Genomic DNA, 20,880 nt, shown 5'->3' with positions numbered 1-20,880 from the left:
GTATCCACTCGCTTCAACTCCCTCTCCATCCGCCGTCAAAAAACGGATGGTCAGATAAATCCGAAGGGGGTCAAAATTGGACGCCGATCACCCCGCTAATGGGGTCAACTTTGCACGCCGAAACACAGCTACCCTCGCTTAACCGTCCGGAAATGTCATCGATCACCTCCGTCGAGACGCCCGCCTGCTTCAGCGTATCAGCCATGCCATGCCGAAGCGCGTGAATAGCACGTGACCACATGTTCTCACCAAGCGCCCACTGCATTACAGGAACGAAGGTGTCGTAGAACCGATCACCCGGGTCGTTGTCCGTCTTGTCCGAGAAGAGGTCCGGGAAGAGAGCTTCGTAGCCTAGTCCCTTGATCGCCTGATAGTAATCGAGGAAGCCCAATCGGATCAATTCGTCGGGCATGGGCAGCAGTCGTTTTGATTGCGCGGTCTTCAATCGCCTGATGCCATTGGTGCGAAGGAGGATGACAAATCCGTCCTCGTCCTTCGCAATGTCGTCGACGGAAAGTCCTGCGAACTCTTTGCGTCGAGGGCCGAGGTACGTGAACAGGATGGGCAGATAGTAAAGCGAATCGTGGAAGACTTGGCTGCCCGGTTTTCTCCGCTTTCCCCGCAGATGATCCAGAGAGCCCATATAGATCGGACTTGCGAAAATCGGAACGATATCCTGCGGCTTCGGCTTGTATTGCTGCTGACGAATATCGCCAGCCTTGGGCTTTCTCGGCCGGATCCCTTCGAAGGTCCAACTCTCAATTTCGAACCCGTGACCTTTCACGTGTTTAAGAAAATGCTGCAGGTTCCCAAGGTGCTTGCGGATCGTCGCGGCGGCAAGGCCGACCTTCGGCTTTGTTCCGGATGCTTCCGCCGCTCGGCGCGTCTCCCGGCCCTTGGCGCGTAGTTCCGGCGCCGACATCACGCGCATCCGGCTGCTGCGGCCCCAGTCGGTGGGAATGTCATTGAAGTGCTGGCGCAACAGGCCGATGTGATATTGCTCGATCTGCCCGGAATGCTCGATACCATGTTCAACAAGCACGGACTGAAACATACGCACAAGGGCCTTGGCGTCACGGGCAGTCTCAGCCGTCCACTCGTTGCCCATGTTGGCGATAAGCTTGTCACACTCCTGTTCGAAGTCCGAAACGGCGACCACCCGTTGCCCGGCATCCGAAGCTTTCGGCGTGGCCTGTTTGCTCGTGGCTGAGGGCGGGGTCAGGTCGAGGTAAGCGATTTGCGGATCTTGCGGACCGGCGGTCAGGGCGGATGCGGATGGTCGTTCAACAACCGAAGGCGGCGGTGAAGGATCAGAGTCTGGGGGCGGAGGTTCGGCTTCCGTGACCTCGGCATTTCGCGTCACGGCTCTTCCGTTGCCCGTGAATTCGCTCCGACTTTTGTCCACCAGTTCGTGGCGCTCTTCGATATCAAGAAGGGCAGCGGCGCGACCTTCGAAGATCTTGGACATGGCGCGCTGGCGATTAGCGACGGTGTCGTCAATTTCGAATTGGTAGATCAGCCGTCGGATGCCGTCTTCAAAACCGGGGCTGTGCGCCACGGTCAGTTCGCCGCGATAGTTTGCCCGGATGGCATCGACATGCGATGCCGGCACGCCATTGTTCAAAAGATAGGTCAGGCCCGCGCAGTCATTCTCCAGAGACAGATCCACGCGCGTTCCGAACTTTGCCAGGAGCTGGTAGGCCCATCCTGCTTCGAGATCGAGTTCCATCTCCTCGATATTGCCGCCACGCCCATTGCGCCTCGCCAGCGTGTTGATGTCGTCGAGCCGTTCGAGCTCCTTGTCGCGCTCATGCTCGAACAGTTTCTGGAGCTGTAGCTTGGACATCGTTTCCTTCGAGTTCAACTTCAATTCGGCCAGTCGCGTGTTGAGCTTCCGGCCGAGGATCTGAGCCTTCTTATGGTCGGAACAATGAAGGCTGAGTGAAAGGCGGCTGCCGGGACGGCAGTGGATAAAGGCGGCCGGGACGCGTGGCCGCCAATAGAAGATGTTTCCGCGGCGGATCAGATTCTCGACCTCGTGGCGCACGGCCATGGCGAATACCCTGTCTTTGCCCGGAGCTTTGTCCCTCGCGCTTGAACGGCGTGGGCATCACCTCTGGGCACCAGTTTTGGGCATCAGGTCGCCAATGATGCCAAAACGATATTCGGCACGACTGGAAAAACAAGGAAATCAGGGCTTTTAGGGAGAATTGGCTGGGGAACCTGGATTCGAACCAAGATTAACGGAGTCAGAGTCCGCCGTTCTACCGTTGAACTATTCCCCAGCATGTCGAAGCCAAGCTTCGAGCTGAAGAGCGGTTGTTTCAGGCCGTTCAGATTTGTCTGAGAGGGGCCGAACCGCTTCGGTGGGTGCCTTCTACCAGATTCTGCCTGGTGTTCAAGACCCGGCATTGCACTTTTTTGACTGGCTGTGGAGAAAGCCGGCCCCGCTGTGGCGGGGTCGGCCAAGCGGTGTGCGGCTGTGGTGTCGAGATGTCTTGCGAGGGGGGCGGATCGCGACGGGCGGTGGGCACAAAGTCGTTGGCGAAAGCCTCGGCTGCTGTTATCCTGTTGTCAACGAAACGATTAACGCCGCAGCGCGCCCTTCAGGGCCATTGCGCGGCATGATGGATAGAGCAGTGATGAACCCCGACAGCGGCGGCAAGCCGCCAGAAGGCGGGGCGTCGGCAGCAGGGCGAACGGACGGCAAGGCCGGACGGCGTCGCAAGGCGAAGCGGAGCGGCAAGCCGTTCTCCGCAGCCGCTGCGCATGGTATCGCGACGGCGAAAGCCGCCGATGCCCGACGCCTGGACGACAAAGGTGACGGTCCTCCGAGAAAGCGCAAGCGCCGGCGTTCGCGTGCGGCTCAGCAGGCCAGGAGTGGCGGCGCGGGGGCAGATGCGGCAGGCGAATCGTCGCCGGCTGCGCGGAGCGCCCAGCCTCCGGCTGCCCAGCCTTCGCCAGAGCAGGGCGTTTCCCAGGCGGTTTCCCATGACAGCCCTTCCGGGCGCCGGCGCAAGCGCGGCCGCAAGAAGAGCGAAGGTCGTGGCCCGCAGGGCAGGCCCCTTGCCGTTTCCGGCAAGGGGGCGCCCGGCAAGGGCCATGCAGGCAATGTCGCGGCAGGGCAGGGCAGCGCCGGCGCATCGGGACGCAGTTCCCACGCGCAGGGCGGTCACTCAGCCGCGCATGGCGCCGGCCAGGGCCATGGGCATGGGCATGGTGGACAGGGGCATGGTGGACAGGGGCACGGCTCCGGCTCCTTCGGCCATCACCGCAGTCTGCCGGAAGGGCGCGGCCGTGGCGCGCTGGCGCTGCCGGAGGCCTTCGAGGGCGCCCGTGGCCGCTCGCATCCGGATGATCTCTATGCCGCGCTCGATCTCGGCACCAACAATTGCCGTCTGCTGATTGCCCAGCCCACGCGGCCCGGTCAGTTCCGGGTGGTGGATGCGTTTTCGCGCATCGTGCGCCTTGGCGAGGGCCTTGCCAAGACGGGCCGGCTGTCGGATGAGGCGATGGATCGCGCGGTGGAGGCACTGCGCATCTGCGCCTCGAAGCTTGCCCACCGGCCGGTGCGCAAGATGCGCCTTATCGCCACGGAAGCCTGCCGCGCCGCCGCCAATGGCGAGGCCTTCCTGGAACGTGTCACGCGCGAGACCGGCCTTCAGCTGGAAATCATCGACCGGGAAACCGAGGCACGGCTGGCGGTATCCGGCTGCTCCTCGCTGGTCGGGCGTGAGGCGCGCTCCGTCGTGCTGTTCGATATTGGCGGCGGTTCCTCGGAAATCGCCGTCATCCGCATTCGCGACAACCGCTCCAGCCGGCTCGCCAACCACATCACCCACTGGACCTCGCTGCCGGTCGGCGTCGTCACGCTGTCGGAACGGCATGGCGGGCGCAATGTCACGCCGGACGTGTTTGCCGCCATGGTGGCGGAGGTGGAAGGCATGCTGGCCGGCTTCCACTGCCCCTCGCTGGAGGAGGAGGCGGAAGAGGATTTCCACCTGATCGGCACGTCCGGCACCGTCACCACGCTTGCCGGCGTGCATCTCGATCTGCCGCGCTATGACCGGCGCAAGGTGGACGGGCTCTGGCTGACGGATCAGGAGGTTTCGGCCATGCAGGCAAGGCTTCTTTCCTGGGATTTCGACGGGCGGGCCTCCAATCCCTGCATCGGCCCGGACAGGGCGGATCTTGTGCTGGCCGGCTGCGCCATTCTCGAAGCCATCCGCCGCCGCTGGCCGAGCCGGCGCATGCGGGTGGCCGATCGCGGTTTGCGCGAGGGCCTGCTGACCGACATGATGGCCGATGACGGCGTGTGGCGCCGGATGCGCCGCCGCCCGGCGGAAAGCACGCCACGCACAGCCACGGAGAAGAACCGATGACGAAGACGCCGATCGGCCGCAAGCTCGGCCAGAAGGTGAAGAAGGGCAAGCTGAAGGCCTCCTCGCGCCGCTGGCTCGAACGCCATATCAACGATCCCTATGTGCAGCGGGCAAAACTCGAAGGCTATCGCGCCCGCGCCGCCTTCAAGCTGCTGGAGATCGACGAGAAGCACCAGATTCTGAAGGGCGCACGGCGCATCATCGACCTCGGTGCCGCCCCCGGCAGCTGGTCGCAGATCGCCGCCAAGGTCACCGGCTCGACGGAGGAGGATATCCGCGTCGCCGCGATCGATTTTCTCGAAATGGCGCCGATTCCCGGCGTGAAGATCCTGCAGCTCGACTTCCTCGACCCGACGGCACCGGACAAGCTGATGGAGGCGGTCGGCGGCACGCCGGACCTCGTGGTCTCCGACATGGCCGCACCCACCACCGGTCACCAGAAGACCGACCATCTGCGCACCATGCACCTGTGCGAGGTGGCGGCGCATTTTGCCGTGGAGGTTCTGGCGGAAGGCGGGCATTTCCTGGCAAAGACCTTCCAGGGCGGCACGGAGCGCGAGCTTCTGTCCATGCTCAAGCAGAATTTCCGCCAGGTGCTGCACATCAAGCCGGCCTCGTCGCGCTCGGAATCGGTCGAGATGTTCTTGCTTGCCAAGGGCTTCAAGGGCCGCCGGCCGCAGGCGGCTGACGCTTCGAATGATGCGGAGGCGGAACCGGCTGCCGAGCGGCATGAGGTTTTGCCGGAGTAAGCTTCACTCCCCCGGCGCTTCGGCCCGCTGCGGCTGGTAACGCCGGTGGCCGGAGACGCCGGCTCCGGTCTGCGGATGCAGCCCCAGCACCGGCAGGCAGGCACACAGCGAAATGGCCGAGACGATGAAGAAGGCGAGATGGAAGTCCGCCAGCTGCAGGTGCGTGCCTGACAGGTAGGAGGAGGTTTCCAGCACCAGCGCGGCAAAGGCAACGCCCAGCGCCAGGCTGACCTGCTGCATGACGGAACTGATCGAGGTGGCCTGACTTGCCTCCTCGTCGCCGATTTCCGAATAGCCGAGCGCATTCACCCCGGTGAAGAACAGCGAGCGGGCAAGGCCCGAGGCGAACAGGAAGAAGGTAATCATGAGGGCGGGCGTGGCAGGCGTGAAGAAGCCGTTGATCGCCGTCATCGCGGAGCCGGCAACGCTGGCGCTCAGAAGCGCGGTGCGAAAGCCGGTTGCCGCGAAGGTGCGCTTGGCCATGAATTTTACCGCCATGGCGCCGGCGGCGCCCGCAAATGTGGTCAGGCCCGACTGGAAGGGCGTCATGCCGAAGCTCAGCTGCAGCATCAACGGCATCAGGAAGGGCACGGCGCCCGTCGCGATGCGAAACAGCGTGCCGGCCGTGACGGAGGCGCGGAAGGCGGAATTGCGAAACAGCGTCAGCGTCAGGATCGGGTTCGGGTGCCGCCGTGCATGACCCACATAGAGCGCGCCACAGGCAAAGCCGATCAGGGTCGCGCCGATGCCGACGAAGGGTGGCAGGGCCGGCAGACTGACGACGGAAAGACCGAACACGACGCCGGAGGCGGCAAGGGCGGTCAGCAGGAAGCCCGTGACGTCGAGCGGCGGCGTGCCGCGGGCCGGGATGTCCGGCAGGTGGATCGAGGACAGCCAGATGCCGATCACGCCGATCGGCACGTTGATCAGAAAGATCCAGTGCCAGGTGAAATAGGTGGTGATGAAGCCGCCGATCGGCGGGCCGGTCAGCGGACCGACCAGGGCCGGGATCGTCAGCAGCGACATGGCCGAGACGAGATCCTTGCGGTCGGTGGTACGCAGCAGGACAAGGCGCCCGACGGGCGTCATCATCGCACCGCCCATGCCCTGCAGGAAGCGCGCCATCACGAAGGCCAGCACCGAGGAGGAGAAGGCACAGAAGATCGACCCGGTGACGAAGACGGCAATGGCGACCCGGAAGATGTTCTTGGCGCCGAACTTGTCGGCCATCCAGCCACTGACGGGAATGAACACGGCGAGCGATACCATGTAGGAGGTCAGCGCCAGCTTCAGCGTGATGGGACTGACGCCGAGATCGGCGGCAATGGCCGGCAGGGCCGTGGAAATGACCGTCGAATCCATGTGTTCCATGAAAAGGGCGACGGCAAGAATGAGCGGGACGATACGGTTCATCGGGAAAGGCTTCGGGTCAGCGGCGGGCGCCCCGTTCCTACGCTTCCTTGGTCCGTCCCGCCACACAATTTCTGCGCTTCTGACACTGGAATCACGACTACGTGAGAGCCGTTTTCCTTGGAACCGGCAACCATATCTCTGCACCAACCGGCAAAGGGACGAGACGCGCGGCCGGTCGCGCGCATTGGAGGTTGACATGGCACAGATGAAGATGGGGCGGCGGATTCTGCTGGGATCCGCAGGGGCAAGCATGCTGGCCGCACCGGCAATCCTGTCGGGACAAGCACTGGCACAGAGCAGCCAGCCGGCTGCCACGGATGGAAAGATGACCGCAACACTGCCGCCGCCGACGGATATGTTCAAGCTGGGCGAATTTGAGGTGCTGGTGGTGCGCGATGGCGCGCGTGCGTCCGGAAAGCCCAACGAAATCTTCGGCACGAACCAGAGCGCGGAAACCGTCGGGGCGCTTCTCCAGGAAAACTTCCTGCCTGCCGACAATTTCGTCAATTCCTTCGCGCCGACGCTGATCAGGGCCGGCAACGAGGTCGTCCTCTTCGACACCGGTTTTGGGGCCGGAGGCCGCGCCAATGGCATGGGCCGTCTTCAGGATGGCATGAAGCTCGCCGGTTACCAGCCGGAGGATGTCACGGTCGTCGTCCTGACCCATCTGCACGGCGACCACATCGGTGGCCTGATGGAAAACGGCAAGCCGGCCTTCGCGAATGCGCGTTATGTCACCGGGCAGGCAGAATATGATTTCTGGACGAACACGGCGCGCGTCGGCACGCCGGCAGAGGGTGGGCACAAGGCGGTGCTTGCCAACGTCAAGCCGCTCGCCGACAAGATGACCTTCATCGGTGATGGCGCCTCGGTTGTCTCGGGCATTACCAGCATGGCCGCCTTCGGCCATTCTCCGGGCCACATGATCTACAACATCGAATCCGGCGGACGCCGTCTGATCCTGACAGCCGATACCGCCAACCACTTCGTTCTGTCGCTGCAGCGCCCGGATTGGGAAGTGCGTTTCGACATGAACAAGGAAATGGCGGCGGCAACCCGCAAGAAGGTTTTCGACATGATCGCAACCGACAAGCTGGCCTTCCTCGGATACCATATGCCCTTCCCGGCGGTCGGTTACGTCGAAAAGCAGGAGACGGGCTACCGCTTCGTACCGAAGAGCTATCAGTTCGAGATCTGAGTTGCCGTCACTCGGCCCTAGGAAAGGGTCGGCGCGCATGTCTGCGCCGGCCCGATCATGACCGATCGGTCATGTTGGATTAGATTTTGTTCATATTGATCTGGATCACGCGGGTATGCGGGACGGCGCTGTTAGCCTGTGTCCATCATCACCGAGGATATCGATCATGAAACGCAGTCTTTCCGTTCTGTCCCTGTGCGCCGCCAGCCTCTTGTCCGGGGTCTTCTATACGGCGACCGCGCATGCCGCGCCGCTGGATCTCAAGGCCGAACAGGCCCTCATCCGGGCGCTGGAAGATGAATACAATGCCGAAGCCTTCTATGATGCGGTCATCGCGAAGTTCGGCGCGGTGCGGCCTTTCGTCAATATCATCGAGGCTGAACGCAAGCACGCGGCAGCCCTGACGGACCTCATGCAGCGCTATGGTGTCGACGTGCCCGCCAATGCAGGCCTCGGCTCCGCAAGCGCCAAGGCCGCGGTGCCGGCCACGCCGGCGGAAGCCTGTCGCATGGGCGTTGCGGCCGAAATCGCCAACCGCGATCTCTACGCCAAGGAACTCATGCCGGCTGCGGCGGGATATCCGGATATCCTGCGGGTCTTCGATGCTCTGCGGGCGGCCTCGGAGAACAATCACCTGCCGGCCTTTGAGCGCTGTGCGGCGCGCAACTGATGCCGGATCATGACGTGGGGATGAAATTCTGCCGTCATGCCGCATTTTGCAGAGGATGGCAGTTTTCATCCTCATGAAAGCGTGTTACCAGCCCTCGCCAACTTCCCATTCCCGAAGATCGTCTCCGGCTCCTCCCGCCGGACCGCTCTTTCTTTTACTGAAGGAAATTGGCATGGCCCGCATTGTAGAATCCGCCACCGGCGCCGAGGCGCTCACCTTCGATGATGTGCTGCTGCAGCCCGGTCATTCCGAAGTTCTTCCGGCGCAGACCAATATCGCAACGCGGATTGCCCAGGATATCGAGCTGAACCTGCCGATCCTGTCGTCTGCCATGGACACCGTGACGGAAAGCCGTCTGGCGATCGCCATGGCGCAGTCCGGCGGCATCGGCGTCATCCACCGCAACCTGACGCCGATCGAACAGGCCGAGGAAGTGCGGCAGGTCAAGAAGTTCGAAAGCGGCATGGTGGTGAACCCGGTCACGATCGGCCCGGACGCCACGCTGGCAGAAGCCCTGTCGCTGATGAAGGCGCATGGCATTTCCGGCATTCCGGTGGTGGAGAACGGCGGCGCCGGCGGTCACAAGACCGGCCGCCTCGTCGGCATCCTCACCAATCGCGACGTGCGCTTCGCCTCCGATCCCGGCCAGAAGATCTATGAGTTGATGACGCGCGAAGGCCTTGTCACCGTCAAGGAAAGCGTCGATCAGGCGGAAGCCAAGCGCCTGCTGCACAAGCACCGCATCGAAAAGCTGCTGGTGGTGGACGGCCAGGGCCATTGCGTCGGCCTCATCACCGTCAAGGACATCGAGAAGTCGCAGTTGAACCCGCATGCCTCCAAGGATGCGCAGGGGCGCCTGCGCGTTGCCGCCGCCATCTCCACCGGCGATGACGGTCGCGAGCGCGCCGAGCGGCTGATCGAGGCCGGCGTCGACGTGATCGTCGTCGATACCGCCCACGGTCACTCGCAGAAGGTTCTCGATGCCGTGGCGGCCGTGAAGGCGATGACGAACTCGGTTCGCATCATTGCCGGCAATGTCGCCACCGGCGAAGGCACCCGCGCCCTGATCGATGCCGGCGCCGATTGCATCAAGGTCGGCATCGGGCCGGGCTCGATCTGCACGACGCGCATCGTTGCCGGTGTCGGCGTGCCGCAGCTTGCCGCCGTCATGGCCGCCGTCGAGGAAGCCAACAAGCACGGTATTCCGGTGATCGCCGATGGCGGCATCAAGTTCTCTGGCGACGTGGCCAAGGCGATTGCCGCCGGCGCCTCCGCCGTCATGGTCGGCTCGCTGCTGGCCGGCACGGATGAAAGCCCGGGCGAGGTCTATCTCTACCAGGGCCGCTCCTTCAAGGCCTATCGCGGCATGGGCTCTGTCGGCGCCATGGCCCGCGGTTCGGCCGATCGCTACTTCCAGGCGGAAGTGCGCGACACGCTGAAGCTGGTGCCGGAGGGCATCGAAGGCCAGGTGCCCTACAAGGGGCCGGTTTCGGCCGTGCTGCATCAGCTGGCCGGCGGCCTCAAGGCGGCCATGGGCTATGTCGGCGGCAGGGATCTCAAGGATTTCCAGGAAAAGGCCACCTTCGTGCGCATTTCCGGGGCCGGCCTGCGCGAAAGCCATCCGCATGGCGTGACGATCACCCGCGAAAGCCCGAACTATCCGGGCGCCGGCAGCTGAAGCCGCTTCGATGCCGACAGGCGGCTGGCCCCATTGCCAGCCGTCCGGGCTCGGCTATTCTCCCTGTGCCGGCAATCCTGCCGGCATTTTCGGGGGATAACATGAAGAGACTGATTGCCTGCGCGCTGCTTGTCGGCGCGTCCCTGTCCTGCGCACAAGCACAGACGGTGGAAGCGGGGACCTATAGCGTATCCGGCACCAACCTGGATGGCTCGGCCTACAGCGGCACGGCGGAGATTTCCCTCACCAGCGAAACCACCTGCTCGATCGAATGGGAAACCGGAGCGTCGAATTCGGTCGGCATCTGCATGTTGCACGAGAACGCCTTCTCCGCCGCCTATGTCCTGGGCGACAGCGTCGGGCTGGTGATCTACGAGGTCAAGCCGGGTGGTGTTCTGGATGGTGTCTGGACCATTTCGGGGGAGGATGGTGCCGGAACGGAAGTCTTGCGCTTGCGTCGCTAACGGGGCCATAAGACCTTCGGCCGCGGACGATCCGTCCGCGGCTTTTTTTGCATTGCCGACGCGCGGAAAGGGCCCCTCCATGTTGCCGAGCGAAGCCATGATCTGGCCGATGATTGCCCATGTGGCGCTGGTGTTTGTTCTCTACATTCTTCTTTCGCGACGCCGCGTGGCAGCGGTCAGGGCCGGGCGGGCAACCGTTGCGCAGTTCCGCGAAAACCTGCAGGAGCCGCAGGACAGTCTCTTCGTGCACAACAGCCTGAAGAACCAGTTCGAGCTGCCGGTCTTCTTCCACGTGGTGTGCCTCGCCCTCTACATGACGAGCGGCGACAATCCGGTCGTCATCGGGCTTGCCTGGTTCTTCGTGCTCAGCCGCTGCGTCCACGCCTTTATCCATGTCACCAGCAACCGCATCCGTTATCGTCGCCTCGTCTTCATGGCCGGTGCCGGGGCTCTGGGGTGCATGTGGATCTGGCTGGCCCTCTGGCTGGCGCTGAACTGACGATCCGCCTTTTGCGGCAAATCAAAACGGAAAGCTGACAGCTGCTCTAGAACGGGTGGTGTGCGGGTCAACCGCTTCCCATCATGCGCCGGCCGGTGCCGGTGCCGTTACCCGTTCGAGGAGAAGATCATGGCAGCAATGATGAAAGCCGCAGTGGTGCGCGAATTCGGCAAGCCGCTGGTGATCGAGGAGATGCCGATTCCGGAGCCGGGACCGGGCCAGATCCTCGTGAAATACGAAGCGACCGGCGTTTGCCACACCGACCTGCACGCCGCCAATGGCGACTGGCCGGTCAAGCCGAACCCGCCTTTCATTCCGGGTCATGAAGGCGTGGGCTACGTCGCCAAGCTCGGCGCCGGCGTCACCCGCATCAAGGAAGGCGATCGCGTCGGCGTTCCGTGGCTGCACACCGCCTGCGGCTGCTGCAATCCCTGCCGCACCGGCTGGGAAACGCTGTGCGGCAGCCAGCAGAACACCGGCTACTCGGTCAACGGCACGTTTGCGCAATATGGTCTGGCCGATCCCGATTATGTCGGCCGCCTGCCGGACAATCTGGAATTCGGCCCGGCAGCGCCCGTGCTCTGCGCCGGTGTCACCGTCTACAAGGGCCTGAAGGAAACCGAGGTGCGGCCCGGCGAATGGGTGGTCATTTCCGGCATCGGCGGTCTCGGCCACATGGCCGTGCAATATGCCAAGGCCATGGGCATGCACGTGGTGGCGGCCGACATTTTCGATGACAAGCTGGCGCTCGCCAGGAAGCTCGGCGCCGATGTCACCGTCAACGGCCGCGCCGCCGATGCCGTCGAGCAGGTCCAGAAGGCAACCGGCGGCGTGCATGGCGCGCTCGTCACGGCCGTTTCGCCGAAAGCGATGGAACAGGCCTATGGCTTCCTGCGCGCCAAGGGCACCATGTCGCTGGTCGGCCTGCCGCCGGGCTTCATCTCGCTGCCGGTCTTCGACACCGTTCTGAAGCGCATCACCGTGCGCGGCTCCATCGTCGGCACCCGTCAGGATCTCGAGGAAAGCCTGATGTTTGCCGGCGAGGGCAAGGTCGCCTCCCACTTCTCCTGGGACAAGATCGAGAACATCAACGACATCTTCCACCGCATGGAAGAGGGCAAGATCGACGGCCGTATCGTGCTCGATCTCGCAGCCTGACCGCCATCGGACTGCAAGAGGAGAGGAAAGCCGTTCCTTCGGGGGCGGCTTTCTGCATGTCGTCTTCGTGAACGAAGTTTCATCTTTCCGGTGGATGACATTTCCTTTGCGCCGCACCATGTTCAGAGGGAGCATGCTGCACATGCGAAGATGATCATCAGGAAGTTTCCCATGCGTCCGTTACAGAACATTCTCGTCTTTCAGGGCGGCGGAGCGCTCGGCGCCTATCAGGCCGGCACCTTCGAGGCGCTGCACAGCCACGGCATCCGCCCCGACTGGCTGGCCGGCATCTCGATCGGAGCGATCAATTCCGCCATCATCGCCGGCAGTCCGGACGAGCACAAGGTGCGAAACCTGCGCGATTTCTGGCACATGGTTTCCTCCGGTCTCGATTACGGCCTGACACCGCAGGATCATTTCGGCAAGCGCATGCTGAAGGACTGGTCGGTGCTGGCCGGTTCGTTCGCCGGGGTGCCCGGCTTCTTTTCGCCAAGGCTGCCGACCCCCTACCAGATGCTGCTGAACCCGGATTACCGCATCAGCCATTACGACACCGAACCGCTCATGAAGACACTGGAGCGGCTTGTGGATTTCGACCGCATCAATGCCGGCAAGGTGCGCGTCAGTCTCGGCGCGGTGAATGTAAAGACCGGCAACTTCGCCTATTTCGATACACGCAGAACCCGGCTCTGCGCTCGTCACGTGGCCGCCTCCGGCGCGCTGCCGCCGGGCTTTCCGCCGATCGAGATCGACGGGGAGTTCTACTGGGACGGCGGCCTCGTCTCCAACACGCCGCTGCAATATGTGCTGGCGGCCGACAGCTATGACTCCGATCTCTGCATCTTCCAGGTGGATCTGTTTCCGGCACGCGGCCAGATGCCACGCGACCTTTTGGAGGTGGATGCCCGCGTCAAGGAGATCCGCTACTCCAGCCGCACGCGCATGAATACCGACGAGTTTGCCCGCAAGCAGGCAATCCGCCGTGCTGCCCGTCGCCTGCTGGAAAAGCTGCCGCTGGACCTGCAGGATGACGAGGATGCCGCACTCCTGCGCTCCATCGGCGTGGAGTATGACGTGACGCTCGTTCACCTCATCCATCGCAGCGCCGCCTATGATTCGCATGCCATGGATGCCGAGTTCTCGCGTGCCACCGTCGAGGAGAACTGGAAGGCCGGTTATGACGATGCCATGCGCACGCTGACCCACCCGAAATGGACAAGACGCGGGCGTCCCCGCAATGGCATCCAGATTTTCGACCTCGCGCAGGACACGGCGCGGGACGAAGGAGCAACCGACCACGCGCCGGCTGCCATGCCGCATTATGCGGCGAAAGCAAGGAGAACGTGACATGAAGCTCAAGGGTAAAGTCGCCGTCATCACCGGTTCGGCCAGCGGCATCGGCGCCGCGATCGCCAGGCGCTATGTGGAGGAAGGGGCCGATGTGGTGATCGCCGACCTCAACCGCGAGGCCGCCGAGGCGAAGGCTGCGGAACTATCCGCGCTGGGGCGGGGCAAGGCAATCGGCATCGCCATGGACGTGACGAGCGAGGAGGCGGTCAATGCCGGCGTTGCCGCGACGATCGAGCACTTCGGCCGCGTTGATATCCTGGTCTCGAATGCAGGCATCCAGATAGTCCATCGCATTGAGGATTTTCCCTTCGCCGACTGGAAGAAGATGCAGGCGATCCATCTGGATGGCGCCTTTCTCACCACCAAGGCCTGCGTGCCGCACATGAAGCGGCAGGGCGGCGGCGCGGTCATCTACATGGGCTCCGTCCATTCGCATGAAGCCTCGCCGCTGAAATCTGCCTATGTCACCGCCAAGCACGGCCTGCTGGGGCTTGCCCGCGTGCTGGCCAAGGAAGGCGGCGAACATCACATCCGCGCCAACGTCATCTGCCCCGGCTTCGTGCGCACGCCGCTCGTCGACAAGCAGATCCCCGAACAGGCGGCAACGCTCGGCATTTCGGAGGACGAGGTCGTGAAGAAGGTGATGCTCGGAGAAACCGTGGATGGCGAATTCACCACGGTCGAGGATGTCGCCGAGGTGGCACTGTTCCTCGCCGGCTTCGAAACCAATGCGCTGACCGGCCAATCGCTGACAGTGAGCCACGGCTGGCATATGGGGTGATCGCCGGGTGAGGCTGACACGCCGCAGCCTCCCTTTGCCGATTGGCCCGACCAAGATCGGCTGTTGGACAGCAGGCGCCGGTCACCAGCCGGGCATCAGCGGCACGCTGCGCAGGCGTGCCGCGCTGCGGCCGAAGGCGCGCATGTCGCCGTCCAGATCATCGGGCGCCACGGCCGGGGAAATATTGTCGAGACAGGCGGTGATGTGATCGGTGATCGCCGTCATCAGTGAGGTGGAAAGACCCGGCCGCTTCATCAGGCCGATCTGCACCGGCGGCAGTGGCGGGAAGCCATCCTGCTGGGTCAGCACCTTCATGCCCGGTCTCAGCGCCGATTCCGGCAGCACCGAAACGGCCATGCCCGCCAGAACGGCGGCGGCAACGACGGTGGAGGACCAACTGGTGAACAGCACCTGATAGTCGCGCCCGTCTGCATCGAGCGCCGAACAGGCAAGCTGGCGCCAGTTGCAGTCGCGGCGTCCCACCGCCAGCGGCACCGGTGAATCGTCGCGCAGCGGATGGTTGGCGGAGGCGACCCAGCAGAGCGGCTCGGTTCGTACCACATCCGATTGCCGCGCCCGCGGATTATGGGTGACAAGCGCAATGTCCAGTTCGCCGCGCGCCATCTTTTCCGCAAGGTCAACCGAAGGTTCGCAGACGATGTAAAGCTCGACATTCGGATGGGTCTTGGCGAAGCGGCCGATGATTTCCGGCATGTAGCGGTCGGCATAGTCGTCCGGCGTGCCGATCCGCAGCGTTCCCTCCAGGCGGTTGTCGTCGAAGGCGGCAATCGCCTCGTTGTTCAGCCGGATGATGCGGCGGGCATAGTTCAGAAGCTTCTCGCCCTCCGCGGTCAGCCGGTTGCCGCGCCCGTCCTTGACGAACAGCTGCTTGCCCACCCGCTCCTCCAGCCGTCGCATCTGCATCGACACGGCGCTCTGCGTCTTGAAGACGCGGTCGGCAGCCTTGGTGAAGCTTCCCGTATCGACAATGGCGACGAAGGTTTGCAGCTGGTCTGTATCAAGCGGAGCGGACATCGGGTCACCTATCAGATCATCTGATGCCAATCATTAGAAACATTCGTTGGACTGATCAATGGTGATTTCGCATAACGCAAGGGCAAAGCAAATCCAAAGGCCTCCCGACACTCTGACGGCCTCTGCTGGCCACCTTTCCGGATACCGGAAGGGGTGTATTTTTCGTGCCTGAAGAAAGGACATCCCATGAGCACGACAGAACGGATGACAAGCCGCGCGGTTTTCGCGCGCCGCACGACCGATCTCGGTCTCCTTGCGGAGATGATCGCTGCCGCGACCAACGTTCTGCGCGTGTACCGCAACCGCAAAGCGCTCAATCAGTTGATTGATCTCGAGGATTATCAACTGGCCGATATCGGGCTGACGCGCCACGAGGTGGATCGCGCCCTCAACCAGGCCCGCGCCTTTGAAGACCCCTTCAGGCTGCTGCCGGCCAGTGCGCGCAACAGGGGGCGCCGCCGCGCCTGAAAAAGCGGACCTGACGGGGACATGCCCTCTCCGATCCGCCGATGATACAGTTTTCCCCGCAGGGTAACGCCAATAGCCCTGCTGCTTGCCCGGCCGGTTGATCCGCGCCGGGCTTTTTTTATCTCCGGTATCGTCGTGTGTGCGGGCGCTGAGGCGGCAACCGCCTCCGGGATCAGGCGGGCGCCTTCGGCGTGTCCTGACCGGCGCGCATATAGCCTTCGAAGATCGCTTCCATGTTCTTCTGATAGGCCTTCTGCACCTCGACACCGCTGTCGAACATGCTGTTCAGCATGGACTTGAACTTCTCGATCTCCGGCTTCGGCTGGGGTGTCTCCGGCTCGGGAGCCTTTGCCTGCTGCGAGGGCTTTGTCTGCGAGGCGGCGGGTTCGCCGGCGGGCGTCGAAAAGGCGCCGGCCATCATCTCCTGAAAGGCCTTGGCGAAGGGATTGTCGGCGAAGGGATTGGGCGCCGGTGCCGGCTGGGTGGGCTTCTCCAGCCCCCACATCGAACGGAAGGCCTGAAACATCGGCGTGTCGAAGGGCATCGGTGCCGGCTGCGGCCTGGCCTTCGGCGCAAAACCGATCGCCTCCAGCCATTGCTGTGTCGCCTTGCCCATGGCTTCCGGCGAGAAGGGGTTCTGCGACACCTGGCCCGTCATCTGCTTGAAGAGCCCGCCCATGATGCTGTCGGCCATGGCCGGCATCATCTGGCGCAGCACCTCCTGGCCGATGCCCGTCAACTGCGCGGCCTGCTCGGCAATCGCGCGGGTCACTTCCTTGGAGCCGAAAAGGCGGTCAAGGACGGCATTGCCATCGGCCATGCCCTGCGGCGTGAAGGCCTTGGTAATGTCGTCGAAATACTGGGCATAGGCGCCGGAGAACATGCTGCTCATCAGCGCGCTGAAATCGTAGGGGTTGCTGCTGGTGCGCTTCAGGCCTGAGGAAAAGGCCGGCATCAGCGCCGCCATGGCCTGTGCCGCCTGTTCCTGGGCCAGGTTGAACTGCTTGGCCATGGCATCCATGGCGGCGCCGTTCTGCGCCCTCATCATCATATCGAACAGCGGCAGCATCGCATTCGGCTCCTCTCTGGAATCCCTTTTATATACAGTCACTATAACTGGAAAAGGTTCCGGGGAAACCGGTTTGTTCAGCTTAAAATCGCAGAAGCCTAATACTGAAACTCGTCGAAGACCGGCTCCACGGATCGGTTCCAGCGGCCGTCGTAAAGCGCCAGCATCTCCTCGGCCAGAACCTTCTTCTTGGCGAGGATTTCCTCCAGCGGCTGCAGGAAGATCGATTCGTCCTGACCCTCGCCGTTGAGGCGCGCGCGGGCCTTCAGGCCGGCGGACGAGATACGGACCGCTTCGCGGGCAATATCGAGCAGCGGCCGGCCGGCGATTGCGGTGTTAAGGCCGCCGGCCGGCACGGCATCGCGCAGCGCCAGCACATCGGCATAGGTCCAGTCGCGGGTCAGATCCTCGGCGGCGGCCAGCGCGCTGTCGTCATAGAGCAGGCCCACCCAGAAGGCGGGCAGCGCACAGATGCGCCGCCACGGTCCGCCATCGGCGCCGCGCATTTCGAGATAGCGCTTCAGCCGCACGTCGGGAAACAGCGTGCCGAGATGGTTCGTCCAGTCGCCGAGCGTCGGCTGCCAGTCGGCCATCTCGCCCTTCAGCGCGCCGTTCATGAACTGGCGGAAAGTGATGTGCGTACAGTCGTGATAACGACCGTCGCGCACGACGAAATACATCGGCACGTCGAGCGCCCATTCGACATAGGTCTGGAAACCGAAATCGCCGGCAAAGGCCTGCGGCAGCAGCCCGGCGCGGGCATTGTCGGTGTCGCGCCAGATCTCGCCGCGCCAGGAGAGCAGCCCGTTCGGCCTGCCTTCGGTGAAGGGCGAAGAGGCAAACAGCGCGGTCGCCAGCGGCTGCAGTTTCAGCGACACCAGCATCTTGCGCGCCATGTCGGCTTCGGAGGAGAAGTCGAGATTCACCTGGATGGTGCAGGTGCGGTACATCATGTCGAGGCCGCGGCTGCCGACCTTCGGCATGTAGCGCGTCATGATCTCGTAGCGGGATTTCGGCATGCGCGGCGTTTCGGCCAGCGTCCATTTCGGGCTGCCTCCAATGCCGAGGAAGCGGATGCCCATCGGTTCCGCCACCTCGCGCAGCACGGCCAGGTGCTGGTTGGATTCGCGGCAGGTCTGGTGCAGCGTTTCCAGCGGCGCACCGGACAGTTCGAACTGGCCGCCCGGCTCGATCGAGATCGCCCCCATGCCGGATTGTTCGCCGAGCCCGATGATGTGCTCGCCGTCCATGATCGGTTCCCAGCCGAGCTTCTCCTGCATGCCTTTCAGCAGCGCCGAAATGCTGCGCTCGCCAAAATAGGGCACGGGGCTGTGGTCGTTCTGGAAGAAGGCGAATTTTTCGTGCTCGGTGCCGATGCGGAAGGAGCCTTCCGGCTTCGACCCCTTGGCGATATAGGCCACCATCTCCTCGACGGAGGTCAGCGGGGTATGATCGGTGGTGTCACGAGCCATGAAATCGACCTTGTCTGATGGGACGATGCCGGTGCTGAAACCGGGCAAAGCTGCTTGTACCGGAACGAGGAACGGCGCAAGTGAATTTCTCTGAAAGCACTGTCAGGACGGCGATAGAGCCCAGTCGCCGAGCACGGCCTGCACGACGGCAAGAGCGGCGACGGCGGCAGTGTCGGCGCGCAGGATGCGGGGCCCGAGCGGAATGGCGGTGACGAAGGGAAGAGCGTGCAGCATGGCGCGTTCCTCCTGCGAGAAACCGCCTTCCGGGCCGATCAGCAGTGCGAGCCTGCGCTCGGATATCCGCTCAAGGATCGGCAGCGGATTGTGGCTTTCCGCCCCCTCGTCGCAGAAGATGATGCGCCGATCCGCCGGCCAGCGCTCCAGGAGGTCCCTCAGCTTCACCGGCGGCTGAACGCTCGGCACGGCCAGGATGCCGCATTGTTCGGCAGCCTCCATCACATTGGCCTGCAGCCGCTCCAGACTGGTGATCTTGCCCTGCACGTGCTGGGTCATCACCGGCTGCAGGGTGCCGGCCCCCATTTCCACCGCCTTCTGCACGAGATAATCGAGGCGCCCCACTTTCAGCGGCGCGAAGAGATAGTGCAGGTCCGGCAGCGGGTCCTGCGGGCGGGTCTGTTCGAGGGGCTGCATCTGCAGCTTCTTGCGGCTCGGGAAATGCAGCTTCGCCTTCCATTCGCCGTCGCGTCCGTTGAACAGCAGGATCTCGTCCTCCTCCTGCAGGCGCAGCACATTGACGAGGTAGTTGAACTGCTCGGCGGTCGCCTCGACCGGCGAGCCGACGGCGAGGGGGGCATCGGTGAAAAGCCGCTGCATGCGGAAATTGGCGCGCATCCTGAAATATCCTGCGGGCGGTTCGGTCAGATGAAGAGCCGGAACATAAGCATCGCGAGGCCGCCCGCAAGGGCGCCCGACACGGGAACGGTGATTGTCCAGGCGCCGGCAATCGTCAGGAGATGCGAGCGCCGCACCAGATAGCGACGCCGGGATTCGGCGGCATTGGCCTCCTGTTTCTTCTGCCGGGGCCTCTCCGCGTCCGTGTTTTCCTGCGGCAGATCGGGGCGAGGGCGCGGCTGGCGGGCGCGCCATTCGCGATAGAGACCGATACCGAACACCGCGCCGATTGCGGTATGGGTGGAACTGACCGGCACGCCGATCGTCGAGGCCAGGATGACGGTCACGGCAGCAGACAGCGCCACGCAATAGGCGCGCATCGGATTGAGCTTGGTGATCTGCTTGCCGACGAGGTTGATCAGTTTCGGGCCGAACAGCAGCAGGCCGAGCGAGATGCCGAGCCCGCCGATCAGCAGTTCCCACAGGGGAATAGGGCCGGTGCCGACCAGTGCCGCATCCTGCACGGCTGCGACGATGGCCGCGAGCGGGCCGACGGCATTGGCCACGTCGTTGGCGCCATGCGCAAAGGAGAGGAGCGCCGCGGAAAACACCAGCGGCAGCTGGAACAATGCCTTCAGCGACTGGTTGCGGTTCTCCAGCCCTGCCGATTGCCGTCGCACCAGAGGCACGCTTGTCGCATAGGCCAGCATGCCGCCCGCCGCGCCGACCGAAAGCGCCTGTATCAGCCCGAAAACGAGGGTGCCGAAGGGTACGATCAGCGCGACATAGGTGGTGAAGGCGCCGAACATCGTGCCGATCAGGACCGGCACCCAGCGGCGGGCGGCGGCGATCTTGTCCGGCGCGTTGACGATGCGGCGGTTGATGAAGACGAGCACGGCAATGGCGATCAGGGCGCCCATCAGCGGCGAAAGCAGCCAGCTTGCCGCGATCCCGGACAGCACCGTCCAGTTGACTGCGCCAGCGCCGCCGGCGGCAATGGCCGCGCCCATCACCCCGCCGACGATGGCATGGGTGGTGGAGATCGGCGCGCCGATCCAGGTGGCGATGTTGATCCAGATCGCCGAACCCAGCAGTGCCGCCATCATCGCCCAGACATAATGGTCTGTGCCCGGCAGCCGGTCGGCATAGAGGATGCCGTTGGCAATCGTATCGGCGACCGCATTGCCGGCAATCAGCGCGCCGGAGACCTCGCAGACGGCTGCCAGCGCCAGACCGAAGCCGAGGCTGAGCGCATTCGCGCCGACGGCGGCCCCGATATTGTTGGCGACGTCGTTGGCGCCGATGTTCATGGCCATGTAGGCCGCCATGACCGTGGCGACAGCCACCACCACGGTCGAGGAATGGCCGGTGACGCCCACCACAGAGAAGATCATCACGGCAATCAGGAACAGGAAGGCTGCCCCCGGAGCCGCCAGTCGGCGACCAAGGTGCAGCGAAGCATCCTCAACCGAGGCAATGCGCGCAAGATCCTTGTCCAGCGTCGTCTTCGGGCGCCTGGCAGAGGGTTTCCCGGCATCACCCTCCGGCTGCCTGTTGTCGCTCGTGATGTTCAAGATGAATGCACTGCCATTGCGGGTGGTTGTGGCGTTCCCGCTCTTCTAGCACGCTGGCGCAACGCCGC

18 protein-coding genes and 1 tRNA gene are annotated in these 20,880 nt (G+C 63.7%); 11 read left to right on the top strand and 8 right to left on the bottom strand.

Annotated features, from left to right (window positions below; all coding sequences use genetic code 11):
• Nucleotides 1-70: 70 nt before the first annotated feature.
• Nucleotides 71-2,053: a DUF6538 domain-containing protein gene (locus KLP42_RS26815; protein WP_252192714.1), complete on the bottom strand. Its 1,983-nt coding sequence runs from the start codon at nt 2,051-2,053 to the stop codon at nt 71-73.
• A gap of 158 nt (nt 2,054-2,211) precedes the next feature.
• Nucleotides 2,212-2,285 (bottom strand) — tRNA-Gln (locus KLP42_RS03580).
• A 357-nt stretch (nt 2,286-2,642) separates the two neighbouring features.
• Here KLP42_RS03580 and KLP42_RS03575 point away from each other — a divergent pair.
• Together KLP42_RS03575 and KLP42_RS03570 are read left to right on the top strand one after the other, a co-directional pair.
• A complete protein-coding gene (locus KLP42_RS03575; protein ID WP_252192713.1) occupies nt 2,643-4,382 on the top strand; it encodes a Ppx/GppA phosphatase family protein in 1,740 nt (579 codons plus the stop codon).
• On the top strand, nt 4,379-5,131 hold the full coding sequence (locus KLP42_RS03570; RefSeq protein WP_215564780.1) for an RlmE family RNA methyltransferase: 753 nt from the start codon (nt 4,379-4,381) through the stop codon (nt 5,129-5,131). The genes KLP42_RS03575 and KLP42_RS03570 overlap by 4 nt, the downstream gene beginning before the upstream one ends.
• Nucleotides 5,132-5,134: 3 nt before the next feature.
• Here the strand turns inward: KLP42_RS03570 and KLP42_RS03565 are convergent, their stop codons facing one another.
• Complete coding sequence (locus KLP42_RS03565) at nt 5,135-6,544, bottom strand: MFS transporter (RefSeq protein ID WP_215564779.1); 1,410 nt, start codon at nt 6,542-6,544, stop codon at nt 5,135-5,137.
• A gap of 196 nt (nt 6,545-6,740) precedes the next feature.
• On the opposite strand from KLP42_RS03565, the gene KLP42_RS03560 reads away from it, so the two are divergent.
• The 8 genes from KLP42_RS03560 to KLP42_RS03525 all read left to right on the top strand — a co-directional run bounded on the left by KLP42_RS03560 (nt 6,741) and on the right by KLP42_RS03525 (nt 14,342).
• Nucleotides 6,741-7,742 carry an MBL fold metallo-hydrolase gene (locus tag KLP42_RS03560; protein WP_215564778.1) on the top strand — a complete coding sequence of 334 codons (1,002 nt, stop codon included), beginning with the start codon at nt 6,741-6,743 and terminating at the stop codon, nt 7,740-7,742.
• 166 nt (nt 7,743-7,908) lie between these two features.
• Nucleotides 7,909-8,412: a ferritin-like domain-containing protein gene (locus tag KLP42_RS03555; protein WP_252192712.1), complete on the top strand. Its 504-nt coding sequence runs from the start codon at nt 7,909-7,911 to the stop codon at nt 8,410-8,412.
• Nucleotides 8,413-8,584: 172 nt separating this feature from the next.
• A complete protein-coding gene (gene guaB / locus KLP42_RS03550; RefSeq protein ID WP_215564777.1) occupies nt 8,585-10,090 on the top strand; it encodes an IMP dehydrogenase in 1,506 nt (501 codons plus the stop codon).
• 101 nt (nt 10,091-10,191) lie between these two features.
• Nucleotides 10,192-10,554, top strand: a complete 363-nt coding sequence (locus tag KLP42_RS03545; RefSeq protein ID WP_215564776.1) for a hypothetical protein — start codon at nt 10,192-10,194, stop codon at nt 10,552-10,554.
• Nucleotides 10,555-10,633: 79 nt separating this feature from the next.
• On the top strand, nt 10,634-11,053 hold the full coding sequence (locus KLP42_RS03540) for an MAPEG family protein (protein ID WP_215564775.1): 420 nt from the start codon (nt 10,634-10,636) through the stop codon (nt 11,051-11,053).
• Nucleotides 11,054-11,182: 129 nt separating this feature from the next.
• The gene (gene adhP / locus KLP42_RS03535) at nt 11,183-12,211 is read left to right on the top strand and encodes an alcohol dehydrogenase AdhP (RefSeq protein WP_215564774.1); all 1,029 of its coding nucleotides are present in this window, start codon (nt 11,183-11,185) and stop codon (nt 12,209-12,211) included.
• A 171-nt stretch (nt 12,212-12,382) separates the two neighbouring features.
• A complete protein-coding gene (locus KLP42_RS03530; protein WP_215564773.1) occupies nt 12,383-13,558 on the top strand; it encodes a DUF3734 domain-containing protein in 1,176 nt (391 codons plus the stop codon).
• Between the two features lies 1 nt (nt 13,559).
• The gene (locus tag KLP42_RS03525) at nt 13,560-14,342 is read left to right on the top strand and encodes a 3-hydroxybutyrate dehydrogenase (protein ID WP_215564772.1); all 783 of its coding nucleotides are present in this window, start codon (nt 13,560-13,562) and stop codon (nt 14,340-14,342) included.
• Between the two features lie 81 nt (nt 14,343-14,423).
• On the opposite strand, the gene KLP42_RS03520 is transcribed toward KLP42_RS03525, so the two are convergent.
• Nucleotides 14,424-15,377, bottom strand: coding sequence for a LysR substrate-binding domain-containing protein (locus tag KLP42_RS03520; protein WP_215564771.1), 954 nt, complete (start codon nt 15,375-15,377; stop codon nt 14,424-14,426).
• A gap of 186 nt (nt 15,378-15,563) precedes the next feature.
• On the opposite strand from KLP42_RS03520, the gene KLP42_RS03515 reads away from it, so the two are divergent.
• Nucleotides 15,564-15,845 (top strand): YjiS-like domain-containing protein, encoded by a 282-nt coding sequence (locus KLP42_RS03515; RefSeq protein WP_215564770.1) that lies wholly within the window; start codon nt 15,564-15,566, stop codon nt 15,843-15,845.
• Between the two features lie 172 nt (nt 15,846-16,017).
• Here KLP42_RS03515 and KLP42_RS03510 read toward each other — a convergent pair whose 3' ends face one another.
• The 4 genes from KLP42_RS03510 to KLP42_RS03495 form a co-directional block, all read right to left on the bottom strand.
• Nucleotides 16,018-16,914, bottom strand: a complete 897-nt coding sequence (locus KLP42_RS03510; protein ID WP_215564769.1) for a DUF937 domain-containing protein — start codon at nt 16,912-16,914, stop codon at nt 16,018-16,020.
• A gap of 98 nt (nt 16,915-17,012) precedes the next feature.
• Complete coding sequence (locus tag KLP42_RS03505) at nt 17,013-18,386, bottom strand: glutamate--cysteine ligase (protein ID WP_215564768.1); 1,374 nt, start codon at nt 18,384-18,386, stop codon at nt 17,013-17,015.
• Nucleotides 18,387-18,488: 102 nt separating this feature from the next.
• Nucleotides 18,489-19,238: a 16S rRNA (uracil(1498)-N(3))-methyltransferase gene (locus KLP42_RS03500; RefSeq protein ID WP_215564767.1), complete on the bottom strand. Its 750-nt coding sequence runs from the start codon at nt 19,236-19,238 to the stop codon at nt 18,489-18,491.
• Between the two features lie 26 nt (nt 19,239-19,264).
• Nucleotides 19,265-20,812 (bottom strand): inorganic phosphate transporter, encoded by a 1,548-nt coding sequence (locus KLP42_RS03495; protein ID WP_502941257.1) that lies wholly within the window; start codon nt 20,810-20,812, stop codon nt 19,265-19,267.
• Nucleotides 20,813-20,880 lie beyond the last annotated feature (68 nt).

Origin of the sequence: Rhizobium sp. CSW-27 (assembly GCF_018760785.1) — a bacterium.
GTDB lineage: Bacteria > Pseudomonadota > Alphaproteobacteria > Rhizobiales > Rhizobiaceae > Neorhizobium.
The sequence above is the reverse complement of the archived record's forward strand: the minus strand, read 5'-3'. Positions and strand labels throughout refer to the sequence as shown.